Genomic DNA, 22397 nt, shown 5'->3' on the forward strand with positions numbered 1-22397 from the left:
TCTTCGTATATGTAAAAGTCATTAACAAAGTCATATACGATGTCGGATGCCTGCCCGCGGGGCATTTGCTATAGTAAGGCACTTTTTTAACTCCATCACGGATGTCGTTGTTCTGACCATGAAGACCTCTTTTCTCGCTCGCTTACTCCTTCCGGCGCTCTCTGTCGCAGCACTGACCTCCGCTGCCCACGCCGATGACCTGAACATCAAAACTATGATTCCAGGCGTTCCACAGATTGACGCCGAATCCTACATTCTTATTGATTACAACTCTGGCAAGGTTCTGGCAGAGCAGAACGCTGACTCCCGACGCGATCCGGCTAGCCTCACCAAAATGATGACCAGCTACGTCATCGGCCAGGCAATGAAAGCGGGCAAATTTAAAGAGACCGATCTGGTCACCGTCGGCAACGATGCCTGGGCTACCGGCAATCCGGTCTTCAAGGGCTCCTCCCTGATGTTCCTCAAGCCTGGCATGCAGGTACCTGTATCACAGCTGATTCGCGGGATTAACCTGCAGTCTGGTAACGATGCCTGCGTGGCGATGGCCGACTATGTTGCGGGTAGCCAGGATGCTTTCGTTGGCCTGATGAACAGCTACGTAAACGCGCTTGGCCTGAAAAATACCCACTTCCAGACCGTACACGGTCTGGATGCCGATGGTCAGTACAGTTCTGCACGCGATATGGCGATGATTGGCCAGGCGCTGATCCGCGACGTGCCGAACGAATACACCATCTATAAAGAAAAAGAGTTTACCTTTAACGGTATTCGTCAGCTCAACCGTAACGGTCTGCTGTGGGACAACAGCCTGAACGTTGACGGAATCAAAACCGGCCACACCGACAAAGCAGGCTACAACCTGGTCGCTTCCGCGACCGAAGGCCAGATGCGCCTTGTCTCCGCCGTCATGGGCGGCCGTACCTTCAAAGGTCGTGAAACCGAGAGCAAGAAACTGCTGACGTGGGGCTTCCGCTTCTTCGAAACGGTTAACCCGATTAAAGCCGGTAAAGAGTTCGCCTCTGAACCTGCCTGGTTTGGTGACACCGACCGCGCCTCGTTAGGCGTGGACAAAGACGTGTACCTGACCATTCCACGTGGCCGCATGAAAGACCTGAAGGCAAGCTACGTGCTGACCACCAGCGAGCTGCACGCGCCGCTGCAGAAAAACCAGGTTGTGGGTACCATCAACTTCCAGCTGGACGGTAAAACTATCGATCAGCGTCCGCTGGTGGTGTTGCAGGAAATTCCTGAAGGCAACTTCTTTGGCAAAATCATTGATTACATTAAATTAATGTTCCATCACTGGTTTGGTTAAAAATCACCCACTTGAAAGTGTGATTTCCATCCCCATATACTATGCATAGCTAAAATAACTCCCGCTAACCATGCGGGAGTTATTCTTTTTTAACACTGGAGCTGACATGAAAACCAAACTGAACGAACTGCTTGAATTCCCTACACCGTTTACTTACAAAGTAATGGGTCTGGCGAAACCTGAGCTGGTTGACCTGGTGGTTGAAGTGGTACAGCGCCATGCGCCAGGTGACTACTCTCCGCAGATAAAACCGAGCAGCAAAGGCAATTACCACTCGGTGTCCATTACTATCAATGCTACCCACATTGAGCAGGTAGAGACGCTGTACGAAGAGCTGGGCAATATTGAAATTGTCCGTATGGTGCTGTAATCGCATCTCCGTTACCCGGCACTGCCGGGTAACGCCTCCCCCCTTCTCCCTGTGATATACTCTGCGTCCATCATTTCCCCTCTGTGGAGACGCTGTTTTGGATTTTAATACCCTCCTCATTCGTCAACTGGGCCTACAGCCTTACGAACCCATTTCTCAGGCGATGCATGACTTTACCGATAATCGCGATGAATCCACTCTGGACGAGATCTGGCTGGTGGAGCATCAACCGGTATTCACGCAGGGTCAGGCGGGTAAAGCAGAACACGTCCTGGTTCCCGGCGATATTCCGGTCATCCAGAGCGACCGCGGCGGCCAGGTAACCTACCACGGGCCGGGCCAGCAGGTGATGTACGTTCTGCTGAACCTGAAGCGCCGCAAGCTGGGGGTACGCGAACTGGTGACGCTGTTGGAGCAAACCGTCGTTAATACATTAGCAGAGCTAGGCATTGAGGCACATCCGCGCGCCGATGCGCCGGGCGTGTACGTGGGTGAGAAAAAGATCTGCTCGCTGGGGCTCCGTATCCGTAAAGGCTGCTCTTTCCACGGGCTGGCGCTGAATATCGCGATGGACTTATCCCCTTTCCTGCGAATCAACCCTTGCGGTTATGCGGGCATGGAGATGGCACAGGTCTCAGAATGGATGAGTGAGGCAAAGCCGGAAAATATATCCCCAATTCTTGTCAGTCATTTTTTAGCGTTGCTAAACAATCCTCCGCACGAATATATCTCTGCTTAATATATTATACATTTCGGCCCAATATTGTGTTGGGTCGTTGACTATCCCCATCGCACGCCTTTTATAACACCGTCAAGTTTCTCTATTCTTTCAGCCGTTCATGTTCTGAAAATGAAGACTGGTTCTCATTTTTTTGCAAAATCACGACAACGATATACACTTAATGAAGCATTAGAATCATTAATGCATTGACCCATAAAGAAAATTTCCATTTCCATCTTGCGGTAGGATGGACTCACCAATCATAATAATAATGAAATCATCAACTATCATTCATGGAGTGAATGAATATGGAGTGAGCAGTGTGGATTATAACAATAAGCCTGAAAATAAAATAAATATGAATGTCGATAATGATACGCCACAAATCTTTCGCACCCTGCGTAATATAGACCTGAACTTATTGACCATATTTGAAGCAGTCTATGTGCATAAAGGCATTGTCAATGCGGCGAAAATTCTGAACCTCACGCCATCGGCCATTAGTCAATCAATCCAGAAACTTCGTCTCCTCTTTCCCGACCCCCTGTTCATTCGTAAAGGACAGGGCGTGACGCCAACAGCCTACGCGACCCACCTGCATGAATACATCAGCCAGGGGCTGGAGTCGATTCTGGGCGCACTGGACCTCGACGGCAGCTACGATAAGCAGCGGGTCATCACTATCGGTACGGCGGCATCCGTTGGCGCTATCGTAATGCCGGTTATCTATCAGGTAGTCAAAGAGACCTATCCGCAAGTGCTGCTGCGTAACGTTGCGGTGACCGACGCCAACACCCAGCTCAGCCAGTTCCAGACGGATTTGGTCATCGATAACCACGAACATAACAACCCGCGCACCTTGGGCCGTCATGCGCTATTTAGCGATAAACTGGTGCTGGTCTGTCGCAATGACCATCCGGCGCTTAACGAAGAGACCTCGGTTGATACGCTGATGCAGTATGAACACACGCTGCTCACGATGGATGGCGCGGGGCAAAACGATCAGTATAAACGCATTCGCGATATGCTCCCCGATCGTCAGGTCAGCGTAAGCAGTTACAACCTGTTCACCATCGCGTCACTGATAGCCTCAAGCAATCTGATTGGCATTATGCCGCAACGCTTCTACCATATCTTTAAGCAGTGCTGGCCGCTGTGCACCCTGGACTTTGCTCCCCTGCAGCAGGAACGGGTCGACTTTTCATTGCATTACAACAAACTCAGTCTGCGGGACCCGGTAATGCAAAACATTATCAACGTGATTCAGCAGGCATTCTGATTCTCCTGCCCGCCACTCCACCTTGCCGGCAAAAAAGCATTATTCAACAACTATTTTACAATTTGCCGGCCAGGCAGGCTGCTTTAAACCCCGTTTCAATGGTATACTGCGTGTCATTAATTCAAAAATAGTTGATAAATACAACATTCCCTTGAATTGAAACGCTTTCCCTCGATACTCGGAACTGGAACACGTACGCTATGAGTAAACCCATTGTGATGGAACGCGGTGTTAAGTACCGCGACGCCGATAAAATGGCCCTTATCCCGGTTAAAAACGTGGCAACAGAGCGCGAAGCGCTGCTGCGAAAACCGGAATGGATGAAAATTAAACTTCCGGCAGACTCTTCCCGTATCCAGGGTATCAAAGCGGCCATGCGTAAAAATGGTCTGCACTCCGTATGTGAAGAAGCTTCCTGTCCGAACCTGGCGGAATGTTTCAACCACGGTACCGCGACCTTTATGATTCTCGGTGCTATCTGTACCCGTCGCTGCCCGTTCTGCGACGTGGCCCACGGTCGCCCGGTCGCGCCTGATGCCAATGAACCGAAGAAACTGGCGCAGACCATTGCTGATATGGCGCTGCGTTATGTCGTCATCACCTCGGTGGATCGCGACGATCTGCGCGACGGCGGTGCTCAACACTTCGCCGACTGTATTTCCGCCATTCGCGAGAAAAGCCCGAGCATTAAGATTGAAACGCTGGTGCCCGACTTCCGTGGCCGTATGGACCGCGCCTTAGAGATCCTGACCGAGACGCCGCCGGACGTGTTTAACCACAACCTGGAAAACGTGCCGCGTATTTATCGTCAGGTTCGTCCGGGTGCCGACTACAACTGGTCGCTGAAGCTGCTGGAGCGTTTTAAAGAAGCGCACCCGGACATTCCTACCAAATCCGGCCTGATGGTTGGCCTCGGTGAAACCAATGCTGAAATCATCGAGGTTATGCGCGATCTACGCCGCCACGGCGTCACTATGCTGACGCTGGGCCAATACCTGCAGCCAAGCCGTCACCACCTGCCGGTACAGCGCTACGTTAGCCCGGACGAGTTTGAAGAAATGAAAGCCGAAGCGCTGGCGATGGGCTTTACCCACGCCGCTTGCGGCCCGTTCGTGCGTTCGTCCTACCATGCGGACCTTCAGGCTAAGGGCCTTGAAGTGAAGTAAGGCCACCGCCTGACGCAAAAAAGCCGCTCTCTTCCGATAGCGGCTTTTTTAATGCCCATCAGTGAAATATATTGTTTCAATGAAATACATTCAGAAACATGATTCCACAAAAAAGGCCTCAGCATCGTCATGCTGAAGCCCCTTCCGCAGGCCTTCTGGCCTGGGCATGGCACGCGCTGATCGGCACGCCATGTTAAACGCTGCCCTGCTTACTCTTTATGAGAGAGTTTTTCTGCCGGAGTCTCGTCTGCGCTTTTCTGCGCGGTGGTTTCATCATCATTCATGGCTTTCTTAAAGCCTTTGATCGCTGAACCCAGATCTCCACCCAGAGTCCGTAATTTCTTGGTACCAAACACCAGAATAATCAGTGCTGCCACTACCAGCAGTTTGGTAATACTAATCTCACCCATAGATACCTTCTTCTCAAAAACAGGCTGCAGAATGCGCCATATCACCGTAGTTTATTAACGGTCATCTGGCGCGTGCACACAATAGCAATCTGTAACAAGGTGAATCAAGCGTTGTTTAAAAAAACGTCACGTTAATTGCGGTAGCGCAAAACGTCGATTTTGCAGTACCGGAAGCTGCTGACGAATGCGAGTAAGATCGTCGCGCCGCAGGTCGGACATAATCAGCTGTGGCTCAATCGATGCGCCGGCCAGCGTAACGCCCAGCGGGTCAACTATCCGACTCTGGCCGATATTGCGCGTGCCGCACTCGCCGCTGGCAACAATATAACAGGTGGTATCCAACGCCCGCGCTGCCAGCAGCGTGGCCCAGTGGTGCTCTTTATGCGGCCCACGCACCCAGGCGGCAGGCAGTGCCAGAATCTCGGCCCCTTGAAGAGCAAGCGCCAACGCCATGTCCGGGAAACGCAGGTCATAGCAGGTCATTAACCCCACCTGAAAACCTGCCACCTCAATCAGCGGCGGCAACGCGTTCCCGGCATCCACTCTCTTCGACTCCTGTATCGCGAAAGCATCATACAGATGCAGCTTATGATAGTGGGCAATCACCTCACCGCCGCGCAGCGCCACCAGCGTGTTGCAGGCTCTCCCTTCCGTCGAGGGCGTGTGGATAGTCAATAGGGTCGTCAGCGTATCGCGAGAGCTTTGCGCTTTGAGATGCTGCATAAAACCGCCATCCAGCGGTTGCGCGGACTTCACCGACATATCAGGGTCGCTATCGCTGCGCGCCAGCAGGGCCTCTGGTAGCACCAATAAATCAGCGTGCTGTTCCGCCGCAGCCTGCATCAACGATACAGCGGTTTGCGCATTCTCCCGCCACTCCGATGTGACGATAAACTGCCCCGCGGCAACTCGCATAGCCTCTCCTTAAGTTCTACCGATATATCAAGATGATGAATACTAATGAGTATATAGCCAGATTCGCCCGGCAGGGTTAAACTCGGATGATGTTTTGACAATGGCAGGAAATCCGCATGACGCAACTTTTGTTGGCCGTATTTATCGGTGGCGGCACCGGCAGCGTTGCCCGCTGGCTGCTCAGCCTTCGCTTTAATCCTTTGCACCATGCGCTGCCGATTGGAACACTGGTGGCGAACCTGCTTGGCGCATTTATTATCGGCGCGGGTCTGGCCTGGTTTAATCGGCTACCGCAAATTGACCCGGTATGGAAAGTGTTAATCACCACCGGCTTCTGCGGCGGATTGACCACCTTCTCCACCTTTTCGGCTGAAGTGGTATTCCTTTTACAGGCGGGAAAGGTCAGTTGGGCGCTGCTGAACGTCGCAGTGAACCTGTTTGGCTCTTTCGCCATGACGGCATTGGCGTTCTGGCTGTTCAGCGCCAGCAGTCAGGGGTAGAAGCAAGATAAAAAAAACCCGCATTTAAGCGGGTTTTGAATTCTGACTGCTATTTTTCGCTTACAGAGCGATGACGTTAGCAGCAGAAGGGCCTTTGGCACCGTTAGTGATTTCGAACTCTACGCGCTGACCTTCAGCCAGAGTTTTGAAACCGTTGGTCTGGATTGCAGAGAAGTGTACGAATACGTCTTTGCTGCCATCTTCCGGAGTAATGAAACCGAATCCTTTGGACTCATTAAACCACTTAACGTTACCTTTAATCTTAGACATCAAAATTACCTTTATATGAAAAAACGACACTAATCTGTGTCAGTTAACAGTACAACAATTGTCGTGCGTTTTGTCCAGTCCAAGTTTGTTAAAAAGTGATAAATGTCGCTAACTTTTATTTGCAGGTTGACATTATCCCGGCCCTGGTTCCTGACCCCGTAATCAGAACTGGAAACGCAGCCAGGCAAAGTAGACATTACCATTGTTATAAGTGCCTGGAATGTAGGTCATCTGGAACGTGGCCGGCCCATAGCCAATAGAGGCCAGCGGCAGCACCACCGGCAGCGGAATGTAGTTCCAGTTATCGCGGGCGGTTACCCCAACGGTATAGCCCAGCCCAAGACGGAAGTTATCATCTGCCAGCGGACGCCAGGTTTTCTCCCAGCCGTAACCGCCGATAGGTTCCCATTTATTAAAGGAGTCTTTAAAAGCCATCAGATAAATGCCGTGCCAGTTACCTTTATCATCCCAGCGCGATACGCCGAACCCCGCCCCCCAGGGACGCTCATTGTACTCGTCGGTTTTTTCTTTATCATAGGCAAAACGCGCATGCCAGGTGATAGCCGGCACGTACAGATCGTAGTGCTGTGGTTCATCCCACGTCTGCACAATGTTATTGCTCAACGTGTTATAGCCATCTTTGATCGTTTCCGTAAAAGAGGCCTCGACAGGATACGCTGCACCATACAGCCCCGCGAAAATCAGCGATAGCGAGAAAATTTTATTTAGTTTTAACACGATAGACTTGCCAATAAATTATCCATTAAGAATAGTCTAACAAGGATAAACTCAATAGCTGTGCAACGGTACCAATCGATAGTCGTTTTTTCACCGCCAGACAATAAATTAGAATATTCTTAGATACTCGTCAAATCAAAGCCATGCTTTTAATGCGAATAAATATCTTTTATAAGGTAAATTGTAAACATCTTTAGCGCACTCGGGAAAAACGGTCTATGCTTTTAATATTAGCAAAATTAAAACTCGTATTATTCCACTAATATTCCTGATATTTTCTTACCAGATTATTTAAAGCCCAACGCGACGGAATTAATAACTTTAAATATTTCATCCTGAGTGATAAAAAGCATGCCCTTCAGCTCACTGGCGCAACCACCGTATCTTCCCCCATCCCTATGCCTCTACCTTGTTGAAAAAACAACATTTCATTTACCTTTATTGTTTATTATTCAACCAATCCACTATACTTACTGCTACGTCAATGTTCCGCTTTGTGAGTACATCGTGTAAATTGCATTATCATCATCTTGAATTAGTCTGTTTTTTGATTTTCATCAGCTAAATTTGCCGTTTTTTTCGGCACATTTCACCACTTACTTTTTGATGCTGTTCTGTATCAATTTTTATAACTGGGCGATAGGTGTTAATAATGTTAACGTTCTTTGAACTCCTGATTGGTGTTGTGGTTATCGTGGGCGTTGCCCGCTACATCATCAAAGGATATTCCGCAACGGGAGTCCTTTTTGTTGGTGGCCTGCTGCTGCTGATTGCCAGCGCATTGATGGGGCATAAGATTTTACCAGGCAACGCAACCAGCACCGGTTACTCTGCCACCGACATAGTTGAATATATTAAAATTCTGCTGATGAGCCGCGGCGGCGACCTCGGCATGATGATAATGATGCTCTGTGGCTTTGCGGCTTATATGACCCATATTGGCGCCAATGATATGGTCGTTAAGCTGGCATCAAAACCGCTGCAATATATCAACTCACCGTATTTACTGATGATTGCCGCTTATTTTGTGGCGTGCCTGATGTCGCTGGCCGTCTCTTCGGCAACCGGCCTTGGCGTATTGCTGATGGCGACGCTGTTCCCGGTGATGGTTAACGTTGGTATTAGCCGAGGCGCCGCGGCCGCTATTTGTGCCTCCCCGGCCGCTATTATTCTCTCCCCGACTTCCGGCGACGTCGTGCTGGCCGCCAAGGCCGCTGAAATGCCGTTAATCGATTTCGCTTTTAAAACCACGCTGCCGATCTCCATCGCCGCGATTATCGCGATGGCTATCGCCCATTTCTTCTGGCAGCGCTATCTGGACAAGAAAGAACACATCTCGCACGAGATGCTGGATGTCAGCGAAATTACCACCACGGCCCCAAGTTTCTATGCCATTCTGCCGTTCACGCCAATTATTGGCGTACTGATTTTCGACGGTAAATGGGGCCCGGAACTGCATATTATCGCCATTCTGGTGATTTGCATGCTGCTGGCCGCCGTGCTGGAATTCTGTCGTGGCTTTAACACCCAGAACGTATTTGCCGGCCTTGAAGTCGCCTATCGCGGGATGGCCGACGCCTTTGCTGGCGTGGTTATGCTGTTAGTTGCGGCCGGTGTTTTCGCGCAAGGCTTGAGTACTATCGGTTTTATCAATAGCCTGATCTCTATTGCGACCTCATTTGGATCCGCCAGCATTATCCTGATGTTGGTGCTGGTGGTGCTGACCATGCTGGCCGCGATGACCACCGGTTCCGGTAACGCGCCGTTCTACGCTTTCGTCGAGATGATTCCAAAACTGGCGCACTCTTCCGGCATTAACCCGGCATATCTCTCCATTCCGATGCTGCAGGCCTCCAACCTGGGTCGTACCATCTCCCCGGTCTCCGGCGTGGTAGTTGCGGTCGCCGGGATGGCAAAAATCTCGCCGTTCGAAGTGGTCAAACGTACCTCGGTACCGGTTCTTGTCGGCCTGCTGGTGGTGATTATCGCCACGGAAATTCTGGTTCCCGGCGCCGCCGCGTAAACATTGATTGATGAAATAAATAAGGCGCCTGAGGGCGCCTTATTTTATTATGTAATAACGTCACTAAATGATTTAAAACGTGGAGTCAGGAAAATGCTAAGGAAGAATATTGTGTCAGGATGCGCGCTGTTGCTCTGCGCCGGCAGCCTACAGGCCGCCCCTCTCGCACCGACACAATATGGTGACTTCGATCGTTATGTGCTGGCTCTTTCCTGGCAAACCGGTTTTTGCCAGAGTCAGCACGACAGAAATCGCAAAGAACCACTGGAATGTCAGCAGCCAAAAGAAGCGGTCAACAAAGCCGACTACTTGACGGTTCACGGCCTATGGCCTGGCCTGCCGGCGTCGATCGCCTCACGCGGGGTCGATAATAATCGCTGGATGCGCTTCGGTTGCGCCACGCGCCCCATCCCCAATATGCCGGAAGCCAAAGCCAGCCGTAAATGCGCCGCCGAAGAGACCGGTCTGTCGTTGGAAGTGGCCAATAAGCTCAACCAGGTCATGCCTGGCAGCGGGGGAAAAAGCTGTCTTGAGCGCTATGAATACGCCAAACACGGCGTCTGTTTTGGCTTCGACCCTGATACCTACTTCAGTACGATGGTACGTCTGAATAGCGAAGTGAAGCAGAGCGCTATCGGCACCTTCCTCGCGGCCAACTACGGTAAAACCGTCACTCGCGCCAGCTTTGACAGTGCGGTGGCTTCGGCCTTCGGCAAAGAGAACGTGAAAGCCGTTAAGCTAACCTGTAACGGTAATCCGGCCTATCTGACAGAAATGCAAATTGCCATTAAATCGGCCAGCATCAACGACCCGCTCACCGCTGCTTCCCTGCTACCACAACCGCATCCCGGCAACTGCGGCAAACAGTTCGTGGTGGATCAAAACGGTTATTGATCCCAAGCCCCCGCTCGCGGGGGCTGCGCATCGTTATTTCTGAATGAATGCCAGCAGATCGTCGTTGATCTGATGTTTGTGAGTCGTACAGATCCCGTGCGATCCGCCTTTATAAACCTTCAACTCCGCGTTCGGTAAGATTTCCGCTGCGACCTTGCCACAGGTTTCAAACGGCACAATCTGGTCGTCATCGCCGTGAATCACCAATGTCGGTACCGTTATCTTACGCAAATCTTCACGCAGATCGGTTTCTGAAAACGCTTTAACGCAGTCGTACAGCGCTTTGATAGAGCCTTGTAGACCTTGCTCAACAAATCCTTCACGTACCGCTTTTGACTCTTTTGCGCCCGCGCGATTATAGCCATAGAACGCCGCCGACAGCTCGTAAAAGAAGGCTCCGCGATCTTCCACCACGCCGTTGCGAATACCGTCGAACACTTCAAGCGGCACGCCGTTGGGGTTGAAATCCGTTTTCACCATAATCGGCGTCACCGCGCCAATCAGTACCGCTTTTGCCACTCGACTGGTTCCATGACGACCAATGTAGTGAGCCACTTCACCGCCGCCGGTAGAGTGCCCCACGTGCACCGCATCTTTTAGATTCAGATGCGAGGTCAGTTCCGCCAGGTCGTCGGCATACTGATCCATATTATGCCCGTCCCAGGGCTGTGCCGAACGCCCATGGCCTCGTCTATCGTGGGCGATGACTCGGTACCCTTTCGAACCCAGATACAGCATCTGATCCTCAAACGCATCAGACGTTAACGGCCAGCCGTGACTAAAAACAATCGGCTGTCCGCTCCCCCAATCTTTAAACCAGAGATAACTACCATCTTTCAGGGTCAGTTTATCGAAACCGCTCATACGATCTCCTGTGTTGGAAGGACGCTGCCAGGTGCAGCCTAAAAAGAATAATCCAGATTTATAAGTTGCGATGGATTTCGCATAAAATTCACAAAACAAAGAGTGTTGCCATCTGCGAATGTGCACTTCATCACTTCAAACCTGACGCCAGGATCAGTATGATGGGGTGAGATGAACCCTTGCCGCTGGCGGTGAGGGTTTTCTTTTGGATAATCGATAGACATGGAGTAAATAATGACCAGACCTGCCATCATTATTAATGAGTTCGATGCCGAGCGTATCGACCGCCTGCTTGAGCAACCTGCTTACGCAAATTCTCCGGTGGCGAGCGCGCTAAACGACGAACTGGATCGTGCCCAGATGTGTGCCCCTGAGGACATGCCGCACGACGTAGTCAGTATGAATAGCCAGGTCAGATTCCGCGATCTTACCACCGGTGAAGAACGCGTCCGCACGCTGGTCTTCCCGGCCCAGATGACCGATAGCAGTAGCCAGCTCTCGGTGATGGCCCCGGTTGGCGCGGCCCTGCTCGGCCTGCGTGCAGGCAGCACTATCCACTGGGAGTTACCGGGCGGCGCCTCAACCCACCTGGAAGTCCTCGAGCTGCTGTATCAGCCAGAAGCCGCCGGCGAATTTCATCGTTAATTCCGCGCGGTATTAAATTAAGAGGGTGCCTGGCATCCTCTTTCTGCCCTGTCTGACCAAACTTTACAACTCCCCTCTCTTCGATAAACTATTTTGCGAACTGAATGACATATTCAAAACGAATTATGTGTTTTGATTGTTCTACAAAGACAAGGAGGAGCCTATGTACAAAACAATCATTATGCCAGTTGATGTTTTTGAGATGGAGTTGAGTGACAAAGCGATTCGTCACGCGGAGTTTTTGGCCCAGCAGGATGGCATTATCCATCTGCTGCACGTGTTGCCCGCATCTGCCAGCTACACCATGAGCCGTTTTGCAGCCGATCTACGCCGGTTTGAGGAACATCTTCAGCAGGAAGCTGAAAGTCGCCTGACCACCATGGTCAGCCACTTCACGCTCGACCCTTCCCGCATCAAGCTACACGTTCGTCTGGGTAGCGTCCGCGATGCGGTAAATGAGCTGGCTGAAGAACTGGGCGCCGATATGGTGGTGATTGGTTCGCGTAACCCATCTATCAGTACGCACCTTCTCGGTTCCAACGCTTCCAGCGTGATTCGCCACGCACACATTCCGGTACTCGTTGTCCGCTGATCCCGGCGTAATCCGCAAAAAAAGGCCACCTTTCGGTGGCCTTTGACATTGCAGGCATTGTCTTCTTTTTTATGCAGTTTTGGTGCGAATCAGATAATCGAACGCGCTCAGTGACGCTTTCGCACCTTCGCCAGCGGCGATAATAATCTGTTTGTAAGGCACGGTAGTACAGTCACCCGCGGCGAATACGCCTTTAACGTTGGTCTCGCATTTCGCATCGATGATGATTTCGCCCATCCGGTTACGCTCAACTGCGCCCTCTAGCCAGGTGGTATTCGGCAGCAGACCAATCTGCACGAAGATCCCGGCCAACGCCACGTGGTGCTCATCGCCGCTCACACGGTCACGATACTGCAAACCGGTGACTTTGGTGCCGTCGCCTTTCACTTCGGTGGTTTGCGCATTCAGGATGATGTCCACGTTCTTCAGGCTACGTACTTTATCCTGCAGTACCTGGTCCGCTTTCATTTCTGGAGCAAACTCCAACAGAGTGACGTGTTCAACCACGCCCGCAAGGTCGATTGCGGCTTCTACGCCGGAGTTGCCGCCGCCGATCACCGCCACGCGTTTGCCCTTAAACAGCGGGCCGTCGCAGTGCGGGCAATAGGTTACGCCCTTGGTACGATACTGATCTTCACCCGGTACGTTCATGTTACGCCACTTAGCGCCGGTCGCGATAATAATGCTACGCGCTTTCAGCACCGCGCCGGAGGCGGTTTCGATCTGATGCAGGCCGCCTTCAACGGAGGCTGGCACCAGCTTAGTCGCGCTCTGGGAGTCAATCACGTCTACATCATATTCGCTTACGTGCGCCTTCAGCGCGCCCGCCAGCTTCTGACCTTCGGTCTTCGGTACGGAGATATAGTTTTCAATATCGACAGTATCCAGCACCTGGCCGCCAAAGCGCTCGCCCATCAGGCCGGTACGAATCCCTTTACGCGCCGAGTAAACGGCCGCTGCCGCGCCGGACGGGCCGGAACCGACAATCAGCACCTCATACGCATCGCGTTTATTCAGCTCTTCCGCTGCACGTTTTTCCGCCCCGGTGTCTACTTTTGCGACGATTTCCGCCAGCGTCATACGACCCTGACCGAACTCCTGGCCGTTGACATAAACCGCCGGAACGCCCATCACGTTACGATCGGTGATTTCGTTCTGGAAAGTACCGCCATCGATCGCGGTATGCTTGATGCGCGGGTTTAACACCGACATCAGATTCAGCGCCTGCACCACATCCGGGCAGTTGTGGCATGACAGCGAGTAGTAGGTTTCAAACTCAAAATCACCGTCGATGTCACGAATCTGCTCCAGCAAAGACTGCGCTTCTTTCGACGGGTGACCACCGGTCCACAGCAGCGCCAGCACCAGCGAAGTGAACTCGTGGCCCAGCGGTGAACCTGCAAAACGCGGCCCCTGATGGGAACCTGGATTGGTGATCAAGAACGACGGCTTGCGTACAGCAAGGGTGTTGTCTTCTTTAAAGGTGACTTTGTCTGACAGTTCAGCAATTTCAGCCAACAGTTCCTTGATCTCTGCCGATTTAGCGCTGTCATCCAGCGTGGCAATCAGCTCAACAGGTTTGGTCAGCTTCTCAAGATAGGCCTTGAGCTGGGTTTTCATGTTGGTGTCGAGCATTGTTATCTCCTGGGCTTAAAACATCATCATGCAAGCGGCCTCACGCGGCAGCCTGAATGCGCTTGCATCATGGACGCTAATAAGAAATTCGGGTGCTGGTGCACCCGTTTTTAAAGGGGGCTATTTCCTGAGTATTTCGCGTCACAGCAAGACGCTGCGGCGCGAAAAACGACGGAAATTTAGATTTTACCGACCAGGTCCAGAGATGGAGCCAGAGTCGCTTCGCCTTCTTTCCATTTAGCCGGGCATACTTCGCCTGGGTGAGAAGCAACGTACTGAGCCGCTTTGATTTTACGCAGCAGGTCAGAAGCGTCACGGCCGATACCTTCAGCGGTAACTTCGATAGCCTGGATGATGCCCTGCGGGTCAACAACGAAGGTCGCACGGTCAGCCAGACCTTCATCTTCACGCATATTGTCGAAGTTACGGGTCAGGGCGCCAGTCGGGTCACCGATCATCGCGTATTTGATTTTCGCGATGGTGTCAGAGCTGCTGTGCCATGCTTTGTGAGTGAAGTGAGTGTCGGTAGACACAGAGTACACGTCCACGCCCAGTTTCTGCAGTTCTTCGTAATGGTCTGCAACGTCGCCCAGTTCGGTCGGGCATACGAAGGTGAAATCAGCCGGGTAGAAGAAGAAGACGCTCCAGCGACCTTCGGTATCTTTCTCAGTGACTTCGATGAACTCACCGTTTTTGAACGCCTGGTTTTTGAAAGGTTTGATTTTAGTGTTAATTAAAGACATCGAGTACTTCCTCCGTGTTTTCGTTGAGGTCTAAGTTAACGAATAATTCCTGATTCGACCAATGCGTTTACATTATCAAATCAATAAGCGTTATCTAACAACCGGAACAAGACAACTTTGTGAACCTGTGTTCAGGGATAAGCACTAAACGCTCATCCCTTAACGTAAAAAGGCCGCAACAAAGGCGGCCCGATTACCTGAATCCCCCGCAGGTGAGTTCAGCGCCAGCCAGGCTGGCATAGTGTTGCGCTCTACATACCCTAGCAAAGGTTGTAACAGCTTTTTGATTACATCACTCCAGCCGACAAAGGGCAATTAACACACGGTAGGTCCTGTCTATGATTGTGATAGGCTACACCGTAGACTCTTCACAACAAACTGATTTTACAGATATTTTCTATCTAACGGGTTCTTTACCCCATATCGTGCGCCTATAACCGTATAATCCTACGAATAACAATAAAAGATAGCATGTTACGTATGCCTCTCATTTATTACCTGTATAAAAGAGACATTGTCGAAAATAATAAACAGTGGTAAGTTTAAAGTGGCCATACATATTATCTATCCGTGAAACAGAACAGATTGATATTTTAAACATATGAGGAAAAAATTTATTAACCGCTAATTACACGATCATGATTTATCTTTAGTAAGATTTAAGATATATTTTAGTTTCTCGAACACATGGACTGTAGCGATGGGTTAATGAATACCCCTATTCATTTAGAAAGGATGCGAAATGGCAAATCTCTATGACCTGAAAAGATTCGACCTTAACTTACTGGTTATTTTCGAGTGTATTTATCAACATCTTAGCATCAGCAAAGCGGCTGAAATGCTCTTTATTACCCCCTCAGCGGTGAGTCAATCACTCCAACGTCTGCGTTCGCAATTAAGCGATCCGTTATTTGTCCGCGCCGGAAAAGGGATCACGCCCACAACGATTGCCGTTAATCTACACCAGCATCTGTCAAAAAATCTTAATCAGTTAGAACAGACGATAAATATGATGGCCAGTGCAGATCTTGACAAAAAAATCATCATTTACGGCCCACAGATTTTCTCAACCCCCAAACTCGCCAACTTTATTAATGCGCTCCTGGCCGAGCCAGACCTCCAGATTGAGTACCATGATTACACAAGTATTAACGATTCGGTAGAAAACCTGCTGCACTACCGCAAAGCGGATATCGTTATTACCACGTCACCCATCTACAATCGCGCGCTGGTGTGCGAGAAATTTTACGATGCTGATACGGTGTTAATATGCCGGGAGGGCCACCCGCGGCTGGGAACTCACGCTACGTACGAGGAGATACTCCAGGAAAAATTTACCTATTACGATGTTCAGGATTCTTGGGTAAAACGCAACCAGTACAATAACAATAGTTTTATGGTCGAACGCAATTGCGTATTTCGCTCATCATCATTTATATCTGTTATGAATGCAATATACCAGGCTGATTTAATAGGTATCGTGCCGCAGCCTTATTTTACAATGTTAAGGGCCTCACTGCGGCTGAAAGAGATTACGCTTCCAAAACCATTACCCAAAGTGTCCATTTATGTGTGCTATAATCGTGCCTCGTTAAATTCAGAAGCATTCATCAGGGCAATAAAAAAACTAGAGTCATAATTTATAATTATTATAAAAAGCCTGTATTAAAAATAGCTCCAAAAAAGGAGAAAATTACTCTCGTGAGTATCACTCATATTATTGTATGATATAAGATTCTATTAATAGAACACGTATTCAAGGATGGCGGCGTATGTCCATGGTAAAACTCCCGCTCACGCAATCGGTCCTGGAAGCGACTCACGACCGTATTATCTGGACATTAGATAATTTCTCTCGCGTTTGCGTTTCATTTTCGGGTGGAAAAGATTCAACGGTGATGTTGCATTTAACCGCACAACTTGCCCGACAACGTGGACACAAAATTAGCGTCCTGTATATTGATTGGGAAGCGCAATTCTCTTACACCATTAACCACTGTGAAAAATTACGCCAACAATACCAGGACGTGATTGAGAACTTTTACTGGGTGGCTCTACCGCTTACCACGCAAAACTCACTGACCCAATTTCAGCCGGAATGGCAATGCTGGGAGCCTGGCGCAAAATGGGTCAGACAACCGCCATCCGATGCGATTACCGATCCTGCCTTTTTCTCTTTTTATGAATCGGGAATGACCTTTGAACTGTTCGTGCAAAAGTTCGCCGAATGGTTCTCGCAGCAGCGCCCGGCAGCGGTGATGGTCGGGATCCGTGCCGACGAATCCTATAACCGCTTTTTGACGATTGCCTCCCAGCGGAAACGGCGCTTTGCCGATGATAAACCCTGGACAACCATCGCGCCGGGTCATCACGCCTGGTACGTCTACCCTATCTACGACTGGAAAACTGCCGATATCTGGACATGGTTCGCCAAAACCCAGCAGCCGTATAACCCCCTCTACAATCTGATGTATCAAGCAGGGGTTCCATTGCGCTACATGCGCATCTGCGAACCCTTTGGGCCAGAACAGCGTCAGGGACTCTGGCTCTATCACGTGCTGGAACCGGAGCGTTGGGCCGATATGTGTCAACGGGTCAGCGGCGTACACAGCGGCGGCGTTTATGCCGGGCAAGACAACCAATTTTACGGCCATCGTAAACTCGAGAAACCGGCAAACTACAGCTGGCGAAGCTACGCGCATTTTCTACTCCACAGCATGCCGCAAACCACCGCCGACCATTATCGCAACAAAATTGCCGTCTACCTTCACTGGTATCAAAAACAGGGTTGGGAAGATATCCCTGACGAACAGGAAAAAGATTTGGGTTCAAAGGACATTCCATCGTGGCGAAGGATATGCAAAGTACTGTTAAACAATGACTATTGGTGCCGAATGCTCTCCTTTAGCCCGACCAAAGCAAATCACTATCAGCGCTATCGCGCGCGTATGGAACAAAAGCGTCAGCAATGGGGAATCTTATGCGACAAACACTAATAAATCAGCTGCGAGACTATCTGCAGCATCTCGCACCGGATGACAAAATCGATGCCATTAACCAGTTCCGTCAGGCCTTACACGCCGAAAGCCCGTTTAAAGATCAGCCTATCGACTGCGTGCTATGGGTAAAAGAAGAGCAAATTTCGCCAAACGACTACAACCCTAACAATATGGCGCCGCAGGAAAAACGTCTGCTGACCAAATCACTGGAGGCCGACGGTTTCACCCAGCCTATCGTGGTCATTGAGAAAAAAGAAAGTCATTATGAAATCGTCGACGGCTTCCATCGCCACCTGCTGTCACAGTCCAAAACGACGCTGAAAAAGCGTTTTCACGGCTACCTGCCCATCACCCAGCTGGAAAAGTGTGACGATTCACTCCCCTCACGCATGGCCGCTACCGTGCGCCATAACCGCGCGCGCGGGCGACACCAGATTAGCGCCATGTCTGATATCGTGCGCGAACTGAGCCAACTTGGCTGGAGCGATGAAAAAATGGGGCAGGAACTGGGTATGGATGCGGACGAAATTCTGCGCCTGAAGCAGATTAACGGCCTGTGTGAAATGTTCGGCAATCGCCAGTTCTCACAGGCCTGGACGGTGAAATAGCTACAGTCGGCAAAGACGCTCGGCGGCGGCCAGCAGCGTCGCCTCCTGTTTAGCGAAGCACAGACGAATCAGCCTATGCGGGAACGGCGCGGCGCAAAAGACCGACAGCGGAATCGCCGCCACGCCCACTTCCGTCGTTAACCAGCGGCAGAAGCTCACATCATCCAGATCGGAAATCGCGCTGTAGTCAGCCAGCAGGAAGTAGGTGCCTTCACACGGCAGCAGCTTCAGGCGACTCTGGCTGAGAGCATCAACAAACAGGTCACGCCGTGCCTGATAAAATTCCGGCAGTTGGCGGTAGTGCTCCGGCTGCGTGCGCAGCATATCCGCCAGCGCCAGCTGTGCTGGCGTGTTCACCGCGAAGGTCAAATACTGATGCACTTTCCGCAGTTCCGCACTGATAGGCGCTGGCGCTACGCAGTAACCCACCTTCCAACCGGTCATATGATAGGTTTTACCAAACGACGACACCGCGACCGCACGTTCACGAAGCGCCGGATGCGCCAGCACGCTGGCGTGTCCGTCTTCGGCAAAGCAGATGTGCTCATACACTTCATCGCTTAGCACATAAATCTCGCGTTCGGCGATAGCCTGCCACAGTGCTTCAAAATCTGCCGCCTGCCAGACGGTGGCCGACGGGTTATGCGGTGTATTGAGGATGACCAGCCGTGTCTTCTCGCTCAGCTGCGTGGCAAACGTCTGCCAGTCCACGCGAAAATGCGGCGGCTGTAGCGCGATACGTTTCACCACGCCGCCGGACAGTTCCACCGCCGGCGCATAGCTATCGTAGCTCGGGTCAAAACAAATCACCTCGTCACCGTCGCGCACCAGTGCGGTAATCGCGGCATACAGCGCTTCCGTGGCCCCTGCTGTCACCGTAATGTCGCTGTTAACGTCAGGCGTGTGGCCATACAGCGCGGCGGTTTTCTCGGCGATCGCTTCTCGTAACGCCAGCGCGCCGGTCATCGGAGCGTACTGATTCGCGCCGCTCGCCACATGATCCGCGAGCCGCTGTTGCAGATACGCTGGGCCGTCAAAATCGGGAAAACCCTGAGACAAGTTGATAGCCTGATGCTGCTGCGCCAGAGCGCTCATCTGGGTGAAAATAGTGGTGCCGAGGTTGGGGAGTTTGCTCTGGGGGATGAGTTGCGTTGTTGTCATTCGTCGTCTGCCGCTCGTAAAACCGATGTCAAATCACTATAACACGGTCAACGAGCTTGGCAATCAAGACGTTTAGATGTCTAAAACTTTTAACAGCACTTTGCGCCGCCCTTCCCGCCGTAGCGCGCATCCTGGCGGTCGCGGAAAAAAGCTTCATAGGTCATCGGCGTCTGATCCGGGTGATTAACGCGCATATGCTCGACGTAGTTGTCGTAATCCGGTACGCCAATCATCATCTTAGCCGCCTGGCCGAGGTATTTTCCAGCTTTTGAAAGCGTATCAAACATCGTTGTTGTCCTTATCAGGTTAACCCGGCGTCGCCATGCTCGGCCGGGTTACAGATGACATTAATGCGCGCGTTTCGCCTGAGCAACCAGGTTATCCGCATCCGCCGGCATCGGCTCATACGGCGTTTCTTTTGACGTCGGTTTGTCCTCTTTCAGCGCCGCCAGCGCGGTTTTCAGCGAGAACAGCGCCAACACCACGACCACCACCATAAAGAAGATGGTCAGACCCGCATCAAGACGGTTGTTAAATACCAACTGCGCAAGCTGCGATTCGGTGTACTGCGGCGGAATGTTACCGCTGTCGATCATCGCCTGGAACTTATTGGCAATTGCCAGGAAGCCCACGCGCGTATCCTCGCTGAACGATTTCTGCCAGCCCGCCACCAGCGTACATACCAGCAGCCACGACGTCGGCACCAGCGCAACCCACGCGTAGCGCTGACGTTTCATCTTGAACAGTACCACCGCGCACAGCATCAGCGCCATACCTGCCAGCATCTGGTTGGCGATACCAAACAGCGGCCACAGGGTATTGATACCGCCCAGCGGATCCACCACGCCCTGATGAAGGAAGTAACCCCAGGCCAGCACGCACAGCGCCGTGGCCAGCAGGTTAGCCGGCAGCGAATCGGTGCGTTTCAGCCCCGGATTGATCACCCCCAGCAGGTCTTGCAGCATAAAGCGCGCCGCACGGGTCCCGGCATCCACCGCCGTCAGGATAAACAGCGCTTCAAACAGAATGGCAAAGTGATACCAGAACGACACGTCCATCAAGCCGCCCAGCGCACCGTGGAGGATATAGGCCATCCCCACCGCCAGAGTTGGCGCACCGCCCGCACGGGAGATAATCGACTGCTCACCCACTTCGTTGGCAATCTGATGCAGCAGATCGGGCGTTACCGCAAAGCCCCAGGAGCTCACCACCTGCGCCGCCGAGGCCACCACGTCTGCGGTACCGGCCGGTGCCAGCATCGCCATCGGGCTGTTCATCGCAAAGTAGACGCCCGGGTCGATAATACAGGCGGAAACCAGCGCCATAATCGCCACAAAGGATTCCATCAACATCCCGCCATAGCCGATAAAGCATGCCTGACCTTCGTTCGCCAGCATCTTCGGCGTGGTGCCGGAGGCGATCAGCGCGTGGAAACCTGACACCGCGCCACAGGCGATGGTGATAAACAGGAACGGGAACAGATCGCCGGTCCAGACCGGACCGGTGCCGTCGATGAACTTGGTCAGCGCTGGCATGGTCAGAGTCGGGCGCATTATCAGAATGCCGATCGCCAGACCCACAATGGTACCGATCTTCAGGAAGGTAGAAAGATAATCACGCGGCGCCAGCAGCAGCCAGACCGGCAGCACCGAGGCCACAAAGCCGTAGCCCACCAGCATCCAGGTCAACTGCACGCCGGTATAGTCAAACCACGGTGCCCAGGTCTCGCTCTCGGCAACCCAGCCGCCGGAGATAATGGCAAAGACCAGCAGCACCAGGCCAATCACCGACACTTCGCCAATGCGGCCCGGGCGCAGATAGCGAATGTAAATCCCCATAAACAGCGCCAGCGGGATGGTAAAGGCCACGGTGTAAGTTCCCCACGGGCTGTGGGTCAGCGCTTTCACCACGATCATCGCCAGCACCGCCAGAATGATCACCATGATCATAAAGGTGGCAATCAGTGCAATCACCCCTGCCGTCGGCCCCATCTCCTCTCTCACCAGCTCACCCAGTGAACGCCCGTCGCGACGAGTGGAGACAAACAGCACCATAAAGTCCTGAACCGCACCGGCCAATACGACCCCGGCTAACAGCCAGATCATCCCCGGCAGATAGCCCATCTGTGCCGCCAGCACCGGGCCGACCAGAGGTCCGGCCCCGGCAATCGCCGCAAAGTGGTGACCAAACAGCACTTTTTTGTCCGTCGGCACATAGTCGAGACCGTCGTTATGACGCACCGCTGGCGTCATGCGCGTTGGGTCAACCTGCAGCACGTTTTTGGCGATATACAGGCCGTAAAAACGATAGGCGATAAGATAAACACAGACCGCCGCGACGACTATCCACAGCGCGTTTATCTGTTCCCCCCGGTTGAGGGCGATATAGCCAAGGGCAAAGGCTCCGACAATGGAGAGCAATGCCCATATAAGGTATTTCCCTGAATTGTTCATAGTTATTGTCCGTATCAGTAGCAGAGGATGTTACATTTTGTGTCCGTAGCAACACGTATGATTTAACAACCTTGAAACCAATCTGAACAGGAA

Annotated in this window: 23 protein-coding genes; 13 read left to right on the forward strand and 10 right to left on the reverse strand. The window is 51.8% G+C overall.

What is annotated here, in order from left to right; genetic code table 11:
• Positions 1 to 118: 118 nt before the first annotated feature.
• The 5 genes from dacA to lipA all read left to right on the forward strand — a co-directional run bounded on the left by dacA (position 119) and on the right by lipA (position 4854).
• Entirely contained in the window at positions 119 to 1318 is a 1200-nt protein-coding gene (gene dacA, locus ABTW00_RS16880; protein WP_064548234.1) for a D-alanyl-D-alanine carboxypeptidase DacA, read from the forward strand.
• A gap of 106 nt (positions 1319 to 1424) precedes the next feature.
• Entirely contained in the window at positions 1425 to 1688 is a 264-nt protein-coding gene (ybeD, locus tag ABTW00_RS16885) for a DUF493 family protein YbeD (RefSeq protein ID WP_035894333.1), read from the forward strand.
• Positions 1689 to 1785: 97 nt separating this feature from the next.
• Complete coding sequence (gene lipB, locus ABTW00_RS16890; RefSeq protein WP_433636410.1) at positions 1786 to 2427, forward strand: lipoyl(octanoyl) transferase LipB; 642 nt, start codon at positions 1786 to 1788, stop codon at positions 2425 to 2427.
• Between the two features lie 304 nt (positions 2428 to 2731).
• The gene (locus tag ABTW00_RS16895; protein WP_064548230.1) at positions 2732 to 3688 is read left to right on the forward strand and encodes a YbeF family transcriptional regulator; all 957 of its coding nucleotides are present in this window, start codon (positions 2732 to 2734) and stop codon (positions 3686 to 3688) included.
• A gap of 200 nt (positions 3689 to 3888) precedes the next feature.
• Complete coding sequence (gene lipA, locus ABTW00_RS16900; RefSeq protein WP_433636411.1) at positions 3889 to 4854, forward strand: lipoyl synthase; 966 nt, start codon at positions 3889 to 3891, stop codon at positions 4852 to 4854.
• Between the two features lie 209 nt (positions 4855 to 5063).
• On the opposite strand, the gene tatE is transcribed toward lipA, so the two are convergent.
• Together tatE and ABTW00_RS16910 are read right to left on the reverse strand one after the other, a co-directional pair.
• Positions 5064 to 5264 (reverse strand): twin-arginine translocase subunit TatE, encoded by a 201-nt coding sequence (gene tatE, locus ABTW00_RS16905; protein ID WP_052284794.1) that lies wholly within the window; start codon positions 5262 to 5264, stop codon positions 5064 to 5066.
• A 126-nt stretch (positions 5265 to 5390) separates the two neighbouring features.
• Positions 5391 to 6179, reverse strand: coding sequence for a deaminated glutathione amidase (locus ABTW00_RS16910; protein ID WP_064548226.1), 789 nt, complete (start codon positions 6177 to 6179; stop codon positions 5391 to 5393).
• A gap of 116 nt (positions 6180 to 6295) precedes the next feature.
• Here ABTW00_RS16910 and crcB point away from each other — a divergent pair, with 116 nt between their 5' ends.
• Entirely contained in the window at positions 6296 to 6679 is a 384-nt protein-coding gene (crcB, locus tag ABTW00_RS16915) for a fluoride efflux transporter CrcB (RefSeq protein WP_065355504.1), read from the forward strand.
• Positions 6680 to 6739: 60 nt separating this feature from the next.
• Here the strand turns inward: crcB and cspE are convergent, their stop codons facing one another.
• On the reverse strand, positions 6740 to 6949 hold the full coding sequence (gene cspE, locus ABTW00_RS16920; RefSeq protein WP_000034825.1) for a transcription antiterminator/RNA stability regulator CspE: 210 nt from the start codon (positions 6947 to 6949) through the stop codon (positions 6740 to 6742).
• A 162-nt stretch (positions 6950 to 7111) separates the two neighbouring features.
• Positions 7112 to 7687 carry a lipid IV(A) palmitoyltransferase PagP gene (gene pagP, locus ABTW00_RS16925; protein ID WP_064548222.1) on the reverse strand — a complete coding sequence of 192 codons (576 nt, stop codon included), beginning with the start codon at positions 7685 to 7687 and terminating at the stop codon, positions 7112 to 7114.
• Positions 7688 to 8339: 652 nt separating this feature from the next.
• Here pagP and dcuC point away from each other — a divergent pair.
• Entirely contained in the window at positions 8340 to 9710 is a 1371-nt protein-coding gene (gene dcuC / locus ABTW00_RS16930; protein WP_065355503.1) for an anaerobic C4-dicarboxylate transporter DcuC, read from the forward strand.
• 93 nt (positions 9711 to 9803) lie between these two features.
• Entirely contained in the window at positions 9804 to 10604 is an 801-nt protein-coding gene (rna, locus tag ABTW00_RS16935) for a ribonuclease I (protein WP_064548218.1), read from the forward strand.
• Between the two features lie 33 nt (positions 10605 to 10637).
• Here rna and ABTW00_RS16940 read toward each other — a convergent pair whose 3' ends face one another.
• Positions 10638 to 11468, reverse strand: coding sequence for an alpha/beta fold hydrolase (locus ABTW00_RS16940; protein ID WP_065355502.1), 831 nt, complete (start codon positions 11466 to 11468; stop codon positions 10638 to 10640).
• Positions 11469 to 11702: 234 nt separating this feature from the next.
• Here ABTW00_RS16940 and rnk point away from each other — a divergent pair, with 234 nt between their 5' ends.
• Both rnk and uspG read left to right on the forward strand, forming a co-directional pair.
• Entirely contained in the window at positions 11703 to 12113 is a 411-nt protein-coding gene (rnk, locus tag ABTW00_RS16945) for a nucleoside diphosphate kinase regulator (protein ID WP_065355501.1), read from the forward strand.
• Positions 12114 to 12276: 163 nt separating this feature from the next.
• A complete protein-coding gene (uspG, locus tag ABTW00_RS16950) occupies positions 12277 to 12705 on the forward strand; it encodes a universal stress protein UspG (RefSeq protein ID WP_064548214.1) in 429 nt (142 codons plus the stop codon).
• Between the two features lie 69 nt (positions 12706 to 12774).
• Here the strand turns inward: uspG and ahpF are convergent, their stop codons facing one another.
• Both ahpF and ahpC read right to left on the reverse strand, forming a co-directional pair.
• Complete coding sequence (ahpF, locus tag ABTW00_RS16955) at positions 12775 to 14340, reverse strand: alkyl hydroperoxide reductase subunit F (RefSeq protein ID WP_433636416.1); 1566 nt, start codon at positions 14338 to 14340, stop codon at positions 12775 to 12777.
• Positions 14341 to 14519: 179 nt separating this feature from the next.
• Positions 14520 to 15083, reverse strand: a complete 564-nt coding sequence (ahpC, locus tag ABTW00_RS16960) for an alkyl hydroperoxide reductase subunit C (protein WP_004859485.1) — start codon at positions 15081 to 15083, stop codon at positions 14520 to 14522.
• Between the two features lie 742 nt (positions 15084 to 15825).
• Between ahpC and citR the strand changes: the two genes are divergently transcribed.
• From citR to ABTW00_RS16975, 3 genes are all read left to right on the forward strand, one after another.
• Positions 15826 to 16722 carry a DNA-binding transcriptional repressor CitR gene (citR, locus tag ABTW00_RS16965; protein WP_433636418.1) on the forward strand — a complete coding sequence of 299 codons (897 nt, stop codon included), beginning with the start codon at positions 15826 to 15828 and terminating at the stop codon, positions 16720 to 16722.
• 133 nt (positions 16723 to 16855) lie between these two features.
• Positions 16856 to 18079: a phosphoadenosine phosphosulfate reductase gene (locus ABTW00_RS16970; protein ID WP_433636419.1), complete on the forward strand. Its 1224-nt coding sequence runs from the start codon at positions 16856 to 16858 to the stop codon at positions 18077 to 18079.
• On the forward strand, positions 18064 to 18690 hold the full coding sequence (locus ABTW00_RS16975; protein ID WP_064548206.1) for an IbrB-like domain-containing protein: 627 nt from the start codon (positions 18064 to 18066) through the stop codon (positions 18688 to 18690). The genes ABTW00_RS16970 and ABTW00_RS16975 overlap by 16 nt, the downstream gene beginning before the upstream one ends.
• Here the strand turns inward: ABTW00_RS16975 and ABTW00_RS16980 are convergent, their stop codons facing one another.
• From ABTW00_RS16980 to cstA, 3 genes are all read right to left on the reverse strand, one after another.
• Positions 18691 to 19851, reverse strand: coding sequence for a pyridoxal phosphate-dependent aminotransferase (locus tag ABTW00_RS16980; protein ID WP_433636420.1), 1161 nt, complete (start codon positions 19849 to 19851; stop codon positions 18691 to 18693).
• A gap of 89 nt (positions 19852 to 19940) precedes the next feature.
• Positions 19941 to 20138 carry a YbdD/YjiX family protein gene (locus ABTW00_RS16985; protein WP_014169079.1) on the reverse strand — a complete coding sequence of 66 codons (198 nt, stop codon included), beginning with the start codon at positions 20136 to 20138 and terminating at the stop codon, positions 19941 to 19943.
• Positions 20139 to 20198: 60 nt separating this feature from the next.
• Positions 20199 to 22304 (reverse strand): pyruvate/proton symporter CstA, encoded by a 2106-nt coding sequence (gene cstA / locus ABTW00_RS16990; RefSeq protein ID WP_433636423.1) that lies wholly within the window; start codon positions 22302 to 22304, stop codon positions 20199 to 20201.
• Positions 22305 to 22397 lie beyond the last annotated feature (93 nt).

Origin of the sequence: Kluyvera georgiana (genome assembly GCF_050990895.1) — a bacterium.
GTDB lineage: Bacteria > Pseudomonadota > Gammaproteobacteria > Enterobacterales > Enterobacteriaceae > Kluyvera > Kluyvera georgiana.